Below are 16,886 nucleotides of genomic sequence, written 5' to 3'. Positions count from 1 at the left end.
CTTCATGCGCCGCCTCGCCCTCCTCGCCCTGCTCGCCCTCGGCCTCGCCACCGGGCCTGCCATCGCCCAGACCCGCCCCAGCGGCTCGGCGACGCTCGACGCGATCCGCGCCCGCGGCAACCTGCTCTGCGGCGTCTCCGGCGAGATCGCCGGCTTCTCGCTCGCCGACAGCCGTGGCGAGAGCCAGGGGCTCGATGCCGATTACTGCCGCGCCATCGCCGCCGCCGTGCTCGGCGACGCCAAGCGAGTTCGCTTCGTCAACCTTTCGGCGCAGACCCGCTTCACCGCCCTGCAGTCGGGCGAGATCGACGTGCTGATCCGCAACACCGGCTGGTCGCTGACGCGCGAGGGCAATCTCGGCCTGCTCTTCGCCGCGACGAATTTCTGGGACGGCACCACCTTCATCGTCCGCGCCGACAGCGGCGTGACGGAGCCCGGCCAGCTCGACGGCGCCAGTGTGTGCGTCCGGCCGGGCACCAGCACGGAGCTCGACCTCGCGGACTTTTTCCGTACCCGCTCGATGCGCTTCACCCCGGTGATGATCGGCGGCGTGACCGAGGTGCAGGAGGCCTTTCTCGCCGGCCGGTGCGACGCCTTCACCACCGATGCCTCGCAACTCGCCGGCTTCCGCTGGCGGCTCGGGCCGGAGCGGGCGAAGGACTACCGCATCCTGCCGCAGATGATCAGCACCGGCCCCTCCGGCTCCATGGTCCGCAAGGGCGATGACCGCTGGTTCGACGTGGTGCGCTGGGTGCACTTCGCCCTGCTGACCGCCGAGGTGCTCGAGGTCCGCAGCACCGAACTTGCCAAGCACGACGCCAGCACCAACCCCGACATCCGCCGCCTGCTCGGGCGCGAGGGCAATCTCGGCGAGGCGCTCGGCCTCGACAACCGCTGGGCCTATGAGGCGATTCGCCAGGTCGGCAATTACGGCGAGATGTGGGACCGCTCGATCACCCCGATGGGCGTGGAGCGCGGCCCGAATGCGCTCTGGACCAAGGGCGGCCTGCAATTCGCCCCGCCCATGCGCTGATCACCAGCCGACCCCGAACCAGGCAAGCATCCCCGCCAGGGTCACGACGGAGAGCAGCGTGCTCGCCAGCACCGTCGCCCCCGAGCGCGCCGCGCCGATGCGGTAGCGCTCGGCGAGCAGGAAGGCGTTCGCGCCCGTCGGCAGCGCCGCCGCGGTCACCGCGACGGCCATCTCCAGCTGGTCGAGCCCCATCGCCGCGCCCACCAGCGCGACCAGCGCCGGCATCGCCAGCAGCTTGAGCACCGTCGCCACCACCGTCTCCCGCCAGGCGCTGGCGACATCGAAGCGGGCCAGGCTGCCGCCCAGGCAGAACAATGCCACCGGCGGCGCCGCGCCGCCGAGCAGCGAGAGCGTCTGCCGCACCACGCCCGGCGGCGGCGGCAGGCCGACCAGCCGCCAGACCAGCGCCGCCAGCACCGCCATGACGATCGGGTTCCGCGCCACGCCGAGCAGCGTCGCCCGCAGCACCCGCCGCCAGGGCGCCTGCGCATGCAGCCCGATCTCGGCGACAACGGTCGCCGTCCCCAGCAGCAGCATGGAATGAAGCGCGAGGATCGCCAGCAGCATCGCCAGCGCCGCCTGCCCGAAGGCCGCGAGGATGAGCGGGATACCCATCATCACCGTGTTGCCGAAGGTGGCGTCGAGCGCCAGCATCCCCGCCCGGCCGAGCGGCATCCGCCGCCGCGCCAGCACCAGCACGCCCGCATAGAGCACCGCCGTCCCGAGGAAGAAGGCGAGCGCCGCCCGCCCGCCGCCACCCGCCCCGGTCGTCCCGCCGAGGAAGAGCAGCGAGGGCGCGCAGAAGGTGAAGACGAAGCGGTTCAGCGCCGCGAAGCCCGGCGCGTCGATGAAACTCCGGCGGGCCATCGCCCAGCCGAGGCCGATGATGACGAAGACCGGCCCGACGACCTCGAGAACGGCGCCCAAGCTACTCGCCCAGCAGCCCGGCGACGAAGCCGGGCAGCCAGGGCAGGCGGCTCCGCCGCGTCCGCGCGGCGTGCAGGATGGCGCGCGCCGCGGCGACGGTGGCGGCGAAGTCGTCGTTCACCAGCACATGGTCGAACTCGTTCCAGTGCCGCATCTCCTCGCGCGAGGCGGCCATGCGCCGGGCAATCTCCTCCTCGCCGTCCTGGCCGCGGCCGCGCAGCCGCCGCTCCAGCTCGGCGAGGCTCGGCGGCAGCAGGAAGATGCCGACGACATCCTCCGGCATGGCCGATTTCAGCAGCCGGTGCCCCTGCCACTCGATGTCGAAAAGCACGTCCTGCCCGGCCGCCAGTGCCGCCTCCACCGGGGCTCGCGGCGTGCCGTAGGAGCGGCCGAGGAAGCTGGCATGCTCGAGGAATTCGCCCGCCGCGACGCCGGCCGCGAATTGCTCGGAGCTGCGGAAGAAATAGTGCTCCCCCTCCCGCTCGCCCGGCCGCGGCGCCCGCGTCGTCGCGCTCACCGAGAGGCGGAGGTCCGGCTCCAGCTCCAGCAGCGCGCGAGAGATGCTGGTCTTGCCGCCCCCCGGCGCCGCGGCGAGGACGAGGCAGCAGCCCTTACGCATCATTCGACATTCGCCGCCTGCTCCTTCAGCCGCTCGATCGCCGCCTTCAGCGCCAGCCCGGTGCGGGTGAGGAAGACGGAGGCTGATTTCGAGCAGAGCGTATTCGCCTCGCGCACGAATTCCTGGGTAAGGAAGTCGAGCTTCCGCCCCGCGCCCTCGCCCGCCTTCAGCAGTGCACGGGCCGCCTCGATATGCGCGCCGAGGCGGTCAAGCTCCTCCCGCACGTCGGATTTCTGGGCGAGGAGGGCCACTTCCTGCGCCAGCCGCTCCTCCGGCACCCGCGCCGTGCCGGTCTCGCCGAGCAGTGCCGAAAGCTGGTCCAGCATCCTCCGCCTTTGCGCCTCCGGCTGGTCGGCGGCCTCGACCGCGGCCTGTTCGCGCAGCGCGGCGACCTCGTCGAGCAGCCCGGCAAGGATGGATTGGAGCTTCGTCCCCTCCGCATGGCGGGCGGCGACCAGCCCCTCCAGCGCCCGGCCCCAGGCGGCAGTGAGCTCGGCCCGCTTCGCCTCCTCGAGCGACTCGTCCGGCTCCGGCACCTCGCTCCGCATGATGCCGGGCAGCGCCAGCAACGCCTCGGCCCGCGGCGGCGCGCTGCCGGGGATGCGCGCGGCGAGGTCGAGCGCCAGCCGCAGCGCCTGGTCGAGCGCCGCCGGATCGACGGCGAGGCGCGGCCGCTCCTCCCGCTTCAGGCTCAGCGTCGCCGAGACGTTGCCGCGCTTCAGCCGCCGGGTCAGCGTCTCGCGCAGCCCCGCCTCCAGCGCATCCATGCCGTTCGGCAGCCGGAGGCGGAGGTCGAGGCCCCGCCCGTTGACGCTGCGGAGTTCCCAGACGAAGCCGGTGCCGTCGGCCAGCACGCCGCTCTCGCGCGCGAAGCCGGTCATGCTCATAAGAGTGCCCATCGCCGCGCCTTGTCCCGCGCGGCGCGGCAGGATGCAAGCGATGGCAGCGTGGCGGCATGTGCTGGTGACGGGGGCTTCCTCGGGCCTCGGGCGGGCGCTGGCGCTCGCCTGCGCGGGGGAGGGGAGGGTGCTGCATCTCGGCGGCCGGGATGCGGGCCGGCTGGAAGTGCTGGCCGAGGCCTGCCGCGCCGCCGGCACAACCGCCACGCCGCGCGTGGTCGATGTCCGCGACGCCGACGCCATGGCCGGCTGGATCGCCGGCGCCGGCCGGCTGGACCTCGTCCTCGCCAATGCCGGCATCTCCGCCGGCACCGGCGGCGCGGTGGAGCCCGCCTCGGTCGCCCGCTCGGTCTTCGAGACCAATGTCACCGGCGTGCTGAACACCGCCCTTCCGGCGATCGAGGCGATGGCCGCCCAGCCACCCGGCCCGGACGGTGTGCGCGGCCGGGTGGCGGTGGTGGCCTCCGTCGCCGCCTTCGTGGCCGCCCCCGGCGCGCCCGCCTATTGCGCCAGCAAGGCGGCGGTGCAGCGCTGGGCCGAAGCGCTGGATGCCAGCGAGCGGCGGCGCGGCATCCGCCTCCATGCCGTCTGCCCCGGCTACATCCGCACGCCGATGACCGCCCGGAACGCCTTTCCCATGCCCTTCCTGATGGAGCCGGAGGAGGCGGCGCAGCGGACGCTGGCCGGCATCGCCGCCGGCCGTACCCGCATCGCCTATCCCTGGCCGCTCTACCTGGCGGCGCGGCTGGCGGGCGGCCTGCCGCCCGGCCTTCGCGCCCTGGTCTTCAACCGCTTCCCGGCGAAGGAGTAGTCCCCTTCCGGCGTGTCGCCCGCTTGGCCAGCAGGTTGAGCCCCTCCACCGCCGCGGCGAAGGCCATGGCGACATAGACGAAGCCCTTCGGCACATGGACGCCGAAGCCCTCGGCCACCAGCACCATGCCGATCATGACAAGGAAGGCCAGCGCCAGCATCACCACCGTCGGGTTGCGCTCCATGAAGCGGGAGAGCGCATCCATCGACAGCAGCATGGCCAGTACGGCAACGACGATTGCGGTGGCGATGATCCAGAATTCCCGCGTCAGCGCGACGGCTGCCAGGATGCTGTCCACCGAGAAAACCAAGTCGAGCAGCAGGATCTGGAACACCGTCGGCCAGAACCTCGCCACGCGCGCATCCGCCTGATGCGCCGCCGCCTGGCTGTCCGGGTCGACCCGGTGATGGATCTCGATCACCGCCTTGCCGATCAGGAAGAGGCCACCGGCGAGCAGGATCAGGTCCTTGCCGGAGAATTCCATCCCCGCCACGTCGAAAAGCGGCCGGGTCAGCGACAACAGCCAGGAGGTCCCGGCCAGCATGGCGAAGCGCATCAGCACCGCGAGGCCGAGGCCGATCCGCCGCGCATTGACCCGCTGCTCCTCCGGCAGGCGGTTGGAAAGGATGGCGATGAAGACGAGGTTGTCGATGCCGAGCACCACCTCCATCGCGATGAGCGCCACAAGGGCGACGACAATTTCACTTTCCATTCGTTCCGCTCTCCCGGTCGGGCGGCGTAACGCTTCTTCACTGCAAGCGTTGCCGCCAGGCCTTGGATCGCCCTTCCGGCGCCCCACCTCGGAAGCATAACACCATTGCGGAGACGATATTTGGGCATCCTCGGCCAAGCGAGGCTCGGCCTCGTCCTGGCGCGGCGCGAGCTACGCGGCGGGATGCGGTCCCTGCGCATCGTGCTCGCCTGCCTCGCCCTCGGCGTGGCCGCCATCGCTGCGGTCGGCACGCTCCGGGCCGGCATCCAGGCTGGCCTCCGGGCCGATGGCGCCCGCATCCTTGGCGGCGATGTGGAGGTCCGCGGCGGCTCGCGTCCGCTGCCGCCGGAGCTCCTCGCCTGGGTCACCGCCCGCGGCGCCGCCCCCTCCGCCATTACCTCCCTCCGCGCCATGGCCGTCTCGCCGCGGGGGGAGCGCATGCTGGTGGAGCTGAAGGCGGTGGACGGCGCCTACCCGCTGATCGGCCGGCTCGAGCTCGACCCGCCCGTGCCGCTGGCCCCCGGCATGATCGCGCTCGACCCGCTGGTCGCCGGGCGGCTCGGCCTCTCCCTCGGCGACGAGGTGCGGATCGGCGAGGCGCATCTCCGCTTCGCCGCGACGGTCAAGCTGGAGCCGGACAAGGTGGCGACGCCCGCGCTCTTCGGCCCCCGCGCCATGATCGCCGCCGCCACCCTGCCCGAGACGCAGCTGATCCAGCCCGGGAGCCTCTATCAAAGCGACCTCCGCCTCCGCCTGCCGGCCGGCGTCGACCCGAAGGAATTCGCCGACAGCCTTCAGGCCGCCTTCGCTACCGAGGGCTGGCGCATCCGGACCGCCGATGCGGCGGAACCCGGGGTGAACCGCTTCCTCGACCGCTCCGCCTCCTTCCTGACGCTCGCCGGCCTCACCGCCCTGCTGGTGGGGGGGATCGGCGTCGCCACCGGCGTGCGCGCCTGGCTGGAGGCCCGCGCCCGCTCCATCGCCACGCTGCGCTGCCTCGGCGCGCCGTCCTCGGTCATCTTTTTCACCTACCTGATCCAGGTGATGGCGCTGGCCGCGCTTGGCATCGTCATCGGGCTGGTGGTGGGCTACGGGCTGACCTGGGCGGCGGCGCAGGCGCTGTCCGGCGCGCTGCCGGTGCCGCCGCGCCTCGCCCCCTATCCGCGGCCGCTGATCGGCGCGGCGCTCTACGGCGTCCTCACCGCGCTGGCCTTCGCCCTCTGGCCGCTCGGCCGGGCGGCGCGGATTTCGGGCGCGGCGCTGTTCCGCGATGCCGTCCAGCCCGCCACCGGCCGCCCGGCCTGGCCGGTGCTGGCGCTCAATGCGCTTGCCGCCCTGGCACTGGTCGCCCTCGTCATCCGCAGCTCCGGCGACCCGATCTTCGCCGCCGGCTTCTGCGGTGCGGCGATCGGGGCGCTGCTGCTCTTTCGCCTCGGCGCCGCCGGGTTGATGCTCGTCGCCCGTCGTCTCGGCCATCTGCGGCGGCCGGCGCTGCGCCTCGGCCTCGCCAACCTGCACCGTCCGGGGGCACCGACCGTGCTGCTGGTTGTCTCGCTCGGCATCGGGCTGACGACGCTCGCCGCCATCGCCCAGATCGAGGGCAACCTCCGGCGCGAGCTTGCCGACGAGATGCCGGCCAATGCGCCGAATTTCTTCTTCATCGACATCCAGTCGGACCAGGTCGGGCGGTTCGATGCGTTGGCCCGCGGCATCCCCGGCATCGAGGAGGTGAAGCGGGTGCCGAGCCTCCGCGCCCGGGTTGCGGCAGTGAAGGGCATCCCTGCCGAGCAGTTCCGGACGACGCCGGAAACCGCCTGGGCGCTGCGGGGCGACCGCGGCCTGACCTACACGGCGACGCCGCCCGACGGCACGCGCCTCGTCGCCGGGCAGTGGTGGGCGGCCGACTACCGCGGCCCGCCGCTGCTCTCCTTCGAGGCGAACATCGCCAAGGGCTGGGAAGTCGGGCTTGGCGACGTCATCACCCTCAACATCCTCGGCCGCAACATCGACTTCACCATCGCCAACCTGCGCGACGTGAACTGGCGTGGCCTCGGACTGAACTTCGCCATGGTCGCCTCGCCCGGCCTGCTAGAGGCAGCACCCCACACCCATATCGCCACCCTCCGCGGCGATGCGGCGCAGGATGCGACGGTGCTCCGCGTGCTGACCGATGCCTTCCCCAACGTCACCGGCATCCGGGTGCGGGATGCGCTGGAGGCGGTGGCGACGCTGCTCGGCCGCATCGGCACCGCGCTCTCGGCGGTGGGCGGGGTGACGCTGCTGGCGGGCGGGCTGGTGCTGGCGGGCGCCGTCGCCGCCGGGCAGCGCCAGCGGGTGCGCGACGCGGTGGTGCTGAAGACCATCGGCGCGACGCGGGCGCAGATCCGCGCCGCTTGGCTGGTGGAATATGCGCTGATCGGCCTCGTCGCCGGGGTGCTGGCGGCGGTGGCGGGCAGTGCCGCCTCCTGGGCCGTCGTCACCCTGGTGATGCAGGCGCACTGGGCGCCGCTGCCGGGGACGCTCGCCGCGACCGTGCTCGGCTGCGCCCTGCTGACGCTGCTCTGCGGCCAGATCGGCACCGCCCTCGCGCTCCGCGCCCGCCCCGCGCCGCTCCTGCGGAACGAATAGGTGGTCGTGCACACTTCTTCACATGAACCTAACCGGTCGCCGGGCCATATTAGGCAGGCCGGCGGCTCCCTCGCCCGTCGGCCGGAAAGGTTGTGAGGCTGCCTTCCAACTGCCACTCCCGAATCCCGTTGAAACGGGTTACAGCCTGTCCATATAAATGCACATTGCGGGGATAACCCCCTTTGGGAGGTTCGAGACACCTATGGCCCTTCAACCCGACTATCGTGCCACGACGGGTGCGCCAGGCTGGGGTCGCGCGGCGACCGCCGACGCGGTCGCCGTCGATGCCGGGCTCCGGGCGTATATGCTCCGGGTCTATAACTGGATGGCCTCGGGGCTGGTGCTGACGGGCATCGTCGCCTACCTGATCGCCAATGTCCCTGAGCTCCAGGCGCTGTTCTACCAGCGTGTGATGACGCCGCGCGGCGCTGCCGTGCAGCCGACGATCCTGGCCTATGTCGCCATGTTCGCGCCACTGGCCTTCGTGCTGGTGCTGAGCTTCGGCATCAACCGGCTGTCCAAGACCACGGCGCAAGCGCTGTTCTGGGCCTTCGCGGCGGTGATGGGCGCCAGCATGGCGCACATCTTCCTGGTCTTCACCGGCGCCTCGGTCGCACGCGCCTTCTTCGTGACGGCGGGCATGTTCGCCGCCATCAGCCTCTACGGCTACACGACGAAGTCCGACCTGACGCGGATGGGCAGCTTCATGATGATGGGCCTCTTCGGCATCATCATCGCAGGGCTAGTCAACATGTTCATCGGCTCGACGGCGCTCCAGTTCGCCATCAGCGTGCTCGGCGTCGTGGTCTTCACCGGCCTCACCGCCTATGACACGCAGCGGATCAAGGCGGATTACGTCGAGTACGCCTATGCCGAGGGCACCGACGAGGCCGGCAAGCGCAGCGTGCTGGACGCGCTCGGTCTCTACCTGAACTTCATCAACCTGTTCCAGCTGATGATGCAGTTCATGGGCGTGCGCCAGAGCAACGACTGATCGGCTGCAGGCCGGCAGGATGGGCCCCGGGGAGCAATCCCCGGGGCCTTTTTCATGGGCGGAGTTGCAGCACCCGCCCCGCGCCCTCATCCGTCAGCAGGTAGAGGAAGCCGTCCGGCCCCTGCAGCACCTGCCGGAACCGCGTCCGCCCCAGAAGCAGCCGCTCCTCCCCGGTCACCCGGTCTCCTTCGGTCGAGAGGCGCACGAGGCCAGGCGGGTTGAGCGCGGCCAGGAACAGGCTGCCGCGCCAGGCGGGAAAGGCGTCGCCCGTGTAGAAGGCGATGCCGGAGGGGCTGACCGAGGGCACCCAGTGATGGGCCGGCTCCTCCATGTCTGGCCGCGCGGTGCCCTCGCCGATCCGGCTGCCGTCGTAGTCGACGCCCTTGGTGACGACCGGCCAGCCATAGTTCCGTCCCTGCCGGAGAATATTCACCTCGTCCCCACCACGGGCGCCGAATTCCGCCTCCCACAGGCTGCCAGTCCAAGGGTTGAAAGCGAGGCCCTGCGGGTTGCGGTGCCCGTAGGTGAAAATCTCCGCTCGCACCCCCGGCCGCCCGGCGGGGGGATTGTCGGCCAGCGCCGCCCCGTTCCGCGCCAGGCGCAGCACCTTGCCGCCGAGGTCGTCGAGCCGCTGCGCTCGCATCTTGGTCGCGTAGCGGTCGCCGGTCGTGAGGTACATCGCCCCGTCCGGGCCGAAGGCAATGCGGCAGCCAAAGTGGTTGCGCCCACTCTCCTGCGGCGGTGTCGCATCGAGGATGGGCGTCGCCCCCTCCAGCGCCGCAGCATCCGCCGAGAGCCGGGCGCGGACCAGCCGCGTCAGCGCGCCGCCCTGCACCAGTGCCGCCTGGCAGAGATAGACCTCCCGCGTCCGCTGAAAATCGGGAGCGAGCGCCACGTCCAGCAGCCCGCCTTGCCCGCGCGCCTCCACCCCGGGCACACCGGCGAGCGGAGGCGACACCGCCCCGTCACGCCCGACGAGGCGCATCCGCCCCGGCCGCTCGGTCAGCAGCAGCCGCCCGTCCGGGAGGAAGGCTCCGCCCCAGGGGCGCTCGAGGCCGCTGGCGAATTCCGTCACGCGGAAACCGGCCGGGCTTTGCGCCACGGCCGGCAGGGCCCAAGGCAGGGCCAGGGGGATGGACAGGAAGGTCCGCAGGAGGCGTCTCATCCGGCGGAGATGGGGCCTCCGGACAAGCCGGAAAGCCCCGCCGGGATCAGGCGATCTTGCCGGCGATCCAGTCCTTCAGCGCCGTCTTCGGCAGGGCGCCGACCTTGGTGTCGAGCAGCTTGCCGTCCTTGAAGAGCAGCATGGTCGGGATGCCCCGGACCGCATACTCGTTCGGCGTCATCGGGTTCTCGTCGATGTTGACCTTGGCGATGGTCAGCTTGCCGTCATACTCGCGGGCGATGTCGTCGAGGATCGGGCCGACCATCCGGCAGGGGCCGCACCACTCGGCCCAGAAATCAACCAGCACGGGGCCGGAGGCTTCCAGCACGTCCTGCTTGAAACTGTCATCGGTCACGGCCTTGGTGAGTTCGCTCATCGTTTTGCGCCTCGCTCCTGGAGCCGGAAAGGCCCCATCGTGAGGTGAGAGTTCGTCACACCGAGGGCTGGGGTCAAGTCCGGCACCGGCGCGGGGCCGCTATGCTCCGGGGGCGGGGAGGTGCCCGTCCAGCAATGCCGCCGGCAGCGGCATCAGCCGCGCGCCATAGGTCCAGACCAGGGCGCAATCGACCGCCCGCCCGGGGAAGGCCTGGCGCAGCACCGCACGGTAGGCCGCCATCTGCCGCAGGTAGAGCGGCGCCACCGCCTCCGCCGTGGCGGGAGGCGGGCGGTTGGTCTTGTAGTCGAGCACCAGCACGCGGTCCGGCCCGACCACCAGCCGATCCACCTGCCCGGTCACCAGCTGCCCGCCGATCCGGCCGGCGATCGGCGCCTCGGCGAGACTTCCCGGCCCGAAGGCCGCGGCGATGGCGGGCGCGGCGAGCAGGGCCAGCACCTCCTCCAGCATCTCCGCCTGCTCGGCCGGCTCCAGCCCGTGGCCCGGCCGGGCGAGGAAGCGTGCCGCCGCCTCCCGCTGCTCCGCCGCCGCCCGCTCCGGCAGGTGCTGGAGCAGCGCGTGCATCACCCGCCCGCGGCGGAAGCGCCGCCCGCCGGGGTCGGCCTCTCCATGCGGGGCGGCGGCCGGCGTCTCCTGCTCGCCGGGCAGGGCTGAGGGGCTGAGCGCCGCCTCCACCGCCTCGGCCGGCGCCGGGCGGGTCGCCCAATCCGGCAGCGGCCCCGCCTCGGCGGCGGCGGAATGGAGGCTGTCCGGCACAGCCGCCTCCTGCTGCCCGCACTCAAGCCGCCAGTGGGTGCAATCGCCGAAGTCGCAGGCCGCGGGCGCGCCGAAGCCGAGATGGTCGAAGCGATGCTCGGCCGCGCCCGGCATCCGCCGGAAGCCGGCCGCGACATGCAGGTACCACTCGCCCGGCTCCTTGCCCCAGCCGCAGACCACCAGCCGGTCCTCGGCGCGGGTCAGGGCGACGTAGAGCAGCCGGTTCTCCTCCTCCTGCCGCCTGGCTTCGTCGGCCGCCTTGGCCGCGAGGAAGGCGGGCGCGTGGAAGCTCTTGTTCGGCGCCCAGAGCGGCAGGGTGATCCCATCTCCCTCCAGCCAGCGGATGGCCTCGCTGCCCGTGCCGCTGCCGACATCGGGGAGGATGACGATCGGCGCTTGCAATCCCTTGGCATTGTGGACGGTCATGATGCGGACGGCATCGCCCGCCGCCTCCGCCTCCCGCTTCACCTCGGCGCCGCCCTGGCGCAGCCAGTGGAGGAAGCCCTGCAGGCTCGGCGGGTGGCGCCGCTCATGGGTCAGCGCCGCGTTCAGCAGCTCATCCAGCACATCGGCCGCCTCGGGGCCCAGCCGGGCCAGCAGCCGCGCCCGCCCGCGCGTGCCATCCATGGAAGGCTCGCCCAGCACCTCGGCCAGCAGCGCGTGCGGGGTGACGAGATCCGCCCGCGCCGCGAGCCGCGCCAGCCAGGCCGCCGCCCGTGCCACGGCGCCCTCCGCCGCCTCGCCCCGATGCGCCATCAGCGAGCCCCAGAGCGAGCCATGGCGGCCATGCGCCAGATCGAGCAGCGCCTCCTCGGAGAGGCCGATCAGCGGGCTTTTCAGCAGCGCGGCGAGCTGGAGGTCGTCCTCGGGCAGCAGCAGCACGTCGCAGAGCGCGAGCAGGTCCATCACCGCGATATGCTCGACGAGCTTCACCCGCGTGACGCCCGCGACCGGCACCTGCCGCGCCTTCAGGGCGCGAACCAGCAGCGGCACCAGGGCGACATTGGCCTGCTTCCGGAGCAGCACCAGCACGTCGCCCGCGCGCACGCCGCGGCCGCGGGCCGGCAACTGCTCGGTCTTGATCATGTGGTCGATGCGCGCGGCCAGCGCCTCGGCCATCAGCGCGTCGGCGCTGGCGACGCGCTCCGGCTCCAGCGGCACCTGCCAGGGCTCGGGCGCCGGCGTTTCCGCCGGGCGGAGCAGCGGCCAGAGCTCGACGCATCCCGCATGGCCGAGCCGGTCCGGCAGGTGCAGCAGCGGCGGGCCGTCATCGGCGACGACGCCCTGCCGCGCCGGCCCATCAGCGAAGACGGCATCGACGAGGGCGAGCACCGGCGCTGTCGAGCGGAAGGAGACGTCGAGCTGCACGTGGCGGAACTCGCCGCCGCCGTCGGCGACCTGCCGCCCGTAATGCCCCTGCCAGGTGGCGAAGCCCGCTGCGTCGGCGCCCTGGAAGCCGTAGATCGCCTGCTTGATGTCGCCGACCGCGAAGACCGTGCGGCGCGGCAAGGGCGCCTCCACCGCCGCTGCGGAAAGCGAGCGCGCCCGGCCGCGCTCCACCCCGGCACCCGCGAAGAACTCCGCCGTCAGCGCCGCAGCGATTCCCCATTGCGCCGGGTTGCTGTCCTGCGCCTCGTCGAGCAGGACGTGGTCGAGCCCGCCATCGAGCTTGTAGAGCACCCAGGCGCTGCCCGGGTCCTGCAGGATGCGCCGCACATGATCGATCAGGTCGCCATAGCCGAGCAGCCCGGCCTGGCGCTGCCGCGCCCGACTGCGGTCGAGCACCGGCGCGGCCAGCGCCAGCAGCGCGCCCGTCGCGGCGGCGAGGCGGCAGGCGGCGCGCTGCTCCTCCACCTTCAGCAGGCGCTCGCTTTCGGCGGTGAGCGCTGCCAATACTTCCTCGTAGCGGGTGCCGACGCTCTTGGTCAGCAGGCCGCGCGCAGCGCGGGCCTTGCCCTCCTTGGTAAGGAAAATCTCGCACCAATCGGCAAAGCGCGCCGCGCGCTCCTCCGAGGCCGCGCCTATCCAGGCGGCGAGCAGTTCCGCGCGCCTGCGGTCATTCTCGTTCTTGCTCGCCCCGAGCAGGCTTGCGGCCAGGCGCAGCGGCGCCTCCTCCACTGTGCAGCCGGCGGCCACCACCTCCGCCTCGTCGAGGCTGTCCGGCGCGCCGAGGGTCGAGGCCAGCCGCAGCCGCAGGCCGGCGATGCCGTTGCAGCCGTCGAGGCAGCGCAGCAGACGCTCCCGCGCCGTGTCCTGCAGCAGCGCGCGCGTGACATCGGCGAAGGTGTCGGCCGAGGCGATGCCCGCCAGCAGCGCCAGCTCCTGCGCCACGGCGTCCGCATTCGCCAGGACCGATTCACGTGCCTCGGCCAGCATGGCGGCGGCGTCCTGCTCTTCCAGCACGGCGAATTGCGGCGGCAGGTCGGCCTCGAGCGGGAAGCTGCGCAGCAGGCTCTGGCAGAAGCTGTGGATGGTCGAGATGCGCATGCCGCCCGGCATCTCCAGCACCTCGATCAGCAGCCGCCGCGCCCGCTCGATCCGCCGCGCATCCGGCTCCTGCCCGGTGAGGCGGCGGATCTGCTCCGCAAGCTTCGGCTCCTTCTCGGTCGTCCAGGCGCCGAGGTGCTTCCGGAGGCGGGCTTGCATCTCGGCCGCCGCGGCGCGGGTGAAGGTGAGGCAGAGGATGCGCCCCGGCACCTGCTCCGGGTCGAGCAGCAGCCGCAGCACGCGGTCGATCAGCACCTTGGTCTTGCCCGAGCCGGCCGAGGCGCCCACCCAGGCGGAGACCGCTGGGTCGGAGGCCGCCTGCTGCTGCTGCTCGGCGCGGAGGCGTGCGTTCTCGCTCATGTGCCACCCCGCGCATCCTCGGCGCCGGCCCATTCGGCGAGGCGCGAGAGATGGTCATAGTCGCTGCCCGCCGGCGCCCGCTTCGGATGCGGCCGGGCGGTGAACGGACGGTCGCCGAGCAGGAAGTCGCCGACCAGCTCGATCAGCGCCGTCTGCGCCGCATCGGCGAGCTGGCGCACCAGCAGCTTGTCCTCGACCGCGGCCTTCTCCTCGCCCGGCTTCGGCCCACCGGAAAGACGCCAGTAGAGCAGCGCCTCGGCATCCTCCTGCGGCACGCGCTCGAAGCCGCCCGCCGCGGCGATGGCGGCCTCCAGCGTCAGCTGCGGCTTGCGGCCGTCCCGCACCGCCTCGCCGCTCGGCGGCTCGCCGGTCTTGTAGTCGAGGATGCGCAGGCCCCCCGGAAGGATGTCGATGCGGTCGGCATAGGCGGTGAGCCTGACCTCGCGCCCGCCGAGGCGCAGCGGCAACTCGCCCCGCACTTCCACCTCGCTGCGAATCGGCGCCGTGCCCTCGCGCAGCGCCGCTTCCTGCTGGATGGCGAATTCGCCGATGCGGCCGAGGCGCGGCGCCCAGAAGGCGGCGAGGCCGGGGCGCGGCGAGGCGTCGCCGAGGGCGTCCCGCGCCGCATCCGCCCAATACCGCCGCGCCGTCTCCTCGCCCGGCCAGGGCTGGCCGGAAAGGCGGCGGACGAAGCCGGCCATCGCCGCATGGACGAGGTTGCCGTAGTCGAGCACACCCGCATCCGCCTCCAGCGGGTCGAGCGGGTAGAGCCGCAGGACGTGGCGGGCGTAGAAGGCATAGGGGTCCGCGATCAGCGTCTCCACCTGTGTCACCGAAAGCCGCGCCGGCCGCTGCTCCGGCCGGGGGCGCGGGGCGGGACGAGGGCAGGGCATCGCGCGCTCGGCTCGGTCGAGCCGGGCGGCCCAGGCGATGGCGGGGCTCGGCGGCAGGCGCAACCCGTCCTGCCCAGCGAGGAAGGTCTCGATGCGCGTCAGCCAGCGCGCGGGCAGGGTCGGGGCGCCGCCGCGGCGCTGGGCGCGGGACAGCACGGCCTCGGGTGCCGAGCAGGCCGTCAGCAGGAAGTCCGCGCAAACGCGGCCGATGCGCGCCTCGGGCTCCGGCAGGCCGAACTCACGCCGCATCGGCCGGCTCATCCAGGGGCCGGGATCGGTCGCCAGCGGCCAGACCGTCTCGTCGAGGGCGCCGAGTACGACACGGTCGAAGGTCAGCAGCCGGGCTTCCAGCAGGCCGAGGATCTCGACGCGGGGATGCACCCCGCCATCCCGCCCGCGGCTGCCGCGGAGGCTCGGCGCCGCGGCGCCATCCATCGCGGCGTCGAAGAGCGAGGGCCAGGCCTCGGCGGCGAGCGGCGGCAGCAGCGCCATGGCCGGCGCCAGGGCGGCGAGGTGGGAGGCCAGCGCCTCGCCCTCCTCCCCGGCATAGAGGCGGAGGCCGCCAGGCAAGGTCGGCGTCGCCGCCAGCGCCTCGGCGGCGGCAAGGTGATCGGCGAGCAGGTCGGCGGGCGGGCGCGGCGTGGAGGCAAGGCCGGCGAAGCCGCCGAGGGCCGCGTCCAGCGCATCGAGCAGGGCCGTGATCTCGGCCAGCGCCTCGGCCTCGCTCTCGCGGGCGAGGCCGGCGCGGGCGGCGGCGCGCAGCCCGGCCATCCCCGGCGCCGGGCGCGGGCCGCGCAGCGCCGCGCGCTCCAGGCGGCGGACGGCCGAAACCCAGCGCTCGCGCGGCCATCCGCCGGCGCAGAGCGGGTGCTTGAGGACGGAAAGCAGCGGCACCGGCGCCAGCTCGGCGGCAGCCATGCGGGCGATGAGGCGCAGGAAGCTGCCGGTCGGCGTCTCGCCCAGCGGCTCGCCGGCCGAGTCGTCGGCGGTGACGCCGTGGCGGGCCAGCTCCGCCGAGACGCGGCGGGCGAGGTCGCGGTCGGGGGTGACGAGGGCGGCGCGGGCTGAAGGGTCCTCCAGCGCCTCGCGGAGCGTCAGGGCGATCGCCGCCGCCTCGGCCTGAGCGTCGGGCGCGGTCAGCAAAGTGAGGCCGTCGAGGGCCGGGCGCCATTCCTCTGGCCGGCGGGACTGCCAGGCGGGCAGGCCGGCGGCGGGGCGGAGGGCCATTCCCAGCAGGTCCGGCCGGCGCTGCGGCGCGGCGCGCTCGGCCTCCTCCGCCGGGCAGCCATGCCAGCGCTCGACCTGGTCGGCGCCGAGCTTCAGCGCCGCCAGCAGCCGCCGCTGTCCGCAATAGGGATGCGTCGGCGATTCGGGGATGGCCTCCCAGACGCGGGGCTCGGCCGAGGCGGCGTCGATCCCGTGCAGGACGACGGCGCCCCGGGGCAGGTCGTGGGCGATGACGCGCAGCAGGGCCTCGGCCGCCGGGATGGTGCCGCCGACGCCGATGCCGGCGGCGATCACCGGGTCCTGCGGTGGGTCCTGCTGCCAAGCGAGGGTCTGGGCGCGCAGCGCCTGGGCGCGGCGCATGCCGATGTCGAGCAGCCCCTCGCCCTCCAGCCAGTGCTGCCACTGCGCCATGACGCCGCGGAGGAAGGCGAGGGTGATCTGCCAATGCGCCGCATGCGTCTCCGGCACCAGCGACTCGAGTCGCTCCAGCCATTGCTCGGCCAGCGCAATGGGCGGGGTTTCGGCGAGCAGGTCGAGGTCGCGTTCCTCGAGGGCGATCTCGTCGAGCAGCGTGCCGAGGGCGCCGGCCAGGGCCCAGGCCTGGTCGGGCGTCGCCGGGCCGCCGTGCTTCCGGTCAAGGCGCTGGATGAAGCCGGTCAGCACCGCCTGGCGGCGCAGCGGATCAACGGCGGGTGGCAGGTCGAGCAGGGCGGGCAGGGCCAGCTCGTCGGCATCCTCGGTGGAAAGGCCGGCGAGCGCACGCATGCGCGGCAGCAGCAGCGCCTGGCCGTCGGCCGCGCGAAGGAAGGCGGTGCGGAGCGCGCGGGCCGAGCGCCTTGTCGGCAAGAGGATGGTGACGCGCGACAGCCGCTCCGGCGCGTCGCCGGGCACGGCCTGCAGCACCCCGGCTGCGAGGCAGTCGAGGAAGGGCAGATGCGTCGGGATGTGGAAGACGGTCACCGGGGCAAGGATACCAATAGA

12 protein-coding genes are annotated in these 16,886 nt (G+C 73.1%); 4 read left to right on the top strand and 8 right to left on the bottom strand.

What is annotated here, in order from left to right:
* Positions 1–4 precede the first annotated feature (4 nt).
* Positions 5–1,033, top strand: a complete 1,029-nt coding sequence (locus LH62_RS01090; protein ID WP_043358720.1) for an amino acid ABC transporter substrate-binding protein — start codon at positions 5–7, stop codon at positions 1,031–1,033.
* On the opposite strand, the gene LH62_RS01085 is transcribed toward LH62_RS01090, so the two are convergent.
* From LH62_RS01085 to LH62_RS01075, 3 genes are read right to left on the bottom strand one after another with little or no spacing between them, the layout of a single operon-like run.
* Positions 1,034–1,960, bottom strand: coding sequence for an AEC family transporter (locus LH62_RS01085; RefSeq protein WP_043358718.1), 927 nt, complete (start codon positions 1,958–1,960; stop codon positions 1,034–1,036). It lies immediately after the preceding gene.
* A gap of 1 nt (position 1,961) precedes the next feature.
* On the bottom strand, positions 1,962–2,582 hold the full coding sequence (gene gmk, locus LH62_RS01080) for a guanylate kinase (protein ID WP_043358716.1): 621 nt from the start codon (positions 2,580–2,582) through the stop codon (positions 1,962–1,964).
* Entirely contained in the window at positions 2,579–3,460 is an 882-nt protein-coding gene (locus LH62_RS01075; protein WP_082012776.1) for a YicC/YloC family endoribonuclease, read from the bottom strand. Before LH62_RS01075 ends, gmk begins: the two co-directional genes overlap by 4 nt.
* Before the next feature lie 58 nt (positions 3,461–3,518).
* Here LH62_RS01075 and LH62_RS01070 point away from each other — a divergent pair, with 58 nt between their 5' ends.
* The gene (locus tag LH62_RS01070) at positions 3,519–4,289 is read left to right on the top strand and encodes an SDR family oxidoreductase (RefSeq protein WP_043358713.1); all 771 of its coding nucleotides are present in this window, start codon (positions 3,519–3,521) and stop codon (positions 4,287–4,289) included.
* Here the strand turns inward: LH62_RS01070 and LH62_RS01065 are convergent.
* Positions 4,264–5,001 (bottom strand): TerC family protein, encoded by a 738-nt coding sequence (locus LH62_RS01065; protein ID WP_043358711.1) that lies wholly within the window; start codon positions 4,999–5,001, stop codon positions 4,264–4,266. The genes LH62_RS01070 and LH62_RS01065 overlap by 26 nt on opposite strands.
* Before the next feature lie 120 nt (positions 5,002–5,121).
* On the opposite strand from LH62_RS01065, the gene LH62_RS01060 reads away from it, so the two are divergent.
* Both LH62_RS01060 and LH62_RS01055 read left to right on the top strand, forming a co-directional pair.
* The gene (locus LH62_RS01060) at positions 5,122–7,629 is read left to right on the top strand and encodes an ABC transporter permease (RefSeq protein ID WP_236552434.1); all 2,508 of its coding nucleotides are present in this window, start codon (positions 5,122–5,124) and stop codon (positions 7,627–7,629) included.
* 202 nt (positions 7,630–7,831) lie between these two features.
* Complete coding sequence (locus LH62_RS01055) at positions 7,832–8,623, top strand: Bax inhibitor-1/YccA family protein (protein WP_082012273.1); 792 nt, start codon at positions 7,832–7,834, stop codon at positions 8,621–8,623.
* A gap of 52 nt (positions 8,624–8,675) precedes the next feature.
* Here LH62_RS01055 and LH62_RS01050 read toward each other — a convergent pair whose 3' ends face one another.
* The 4 genes from LH62_RS01050 to addB form a co-directional block, all read right to left on the bottom strand.
* On the bottom strand, positions 8,676–9,788 hold the full coding sequence (locus LH62_RS01050; RefSeq protein WP_052213559.1) for a PQQ-dependent sugar dehydrogenase: 1,113 nt from the start codon (positions 9,786–9,788) through the stop codon (positions 8,676–8,678).
* Between the two features lie 46 nt (positions 9,789–9,834).
* The gene (trxA, locus tag LH62_RS01045) at positions 9,835–10,164 is read right to left on the bottom strand and encodes a thioredoxin TrxA (RefSeq protein WP_043358710.1); all 330 of its coding nucleotides are present in this window, start codon (positions 10,162–10,164) and stop codon (positions 9,835–9,837) included.
* Between the two features lie 99 nt (positions 10,165–10,263).
* Positions 10,264–13,785 (bottom strand): double-strand break repair helicase AddA, encoded by a 3,522-nt coding sequence (gene addA, locus LH62_RS01040; RefSeq protein WP_043358708.1) that lies wholly within the window; start codon positions 13,783–13,785, stop codon positions 10,264–10,266.
* Positions 13,782–16,865, bottom strand: a complete 3,084-nt coding sequence (gene addB / locus LH62_RS01035) for a double-strand break repair protein AddB (RefSeq protein ID WP_043358707.1) — start codon at positions 16,863–16,865, stop codon at positions 13,782–13,784. The genes addA and addB overlap by 4 nt, the downstream gene beginning before the upstream one ends.
* Between the last annotated feature and the right edge of the window lie 21 nt (positions 16,866–16,886).

Origin of the sequence: Belnapia sp. F-4-1, assembly GCF_000802185.1 — a bacterium.
Lineage (GTDB): Bacteria > Pseudomonadota > Alphaproteobacteria > Acetobacterales > Acetobacteraceae > Belnapia.
The sequence above is the reverse complement of the archived record's forward strand: the minus strand, read 5'-3'. Positions and strand labels throughout refer to the sequence as shown.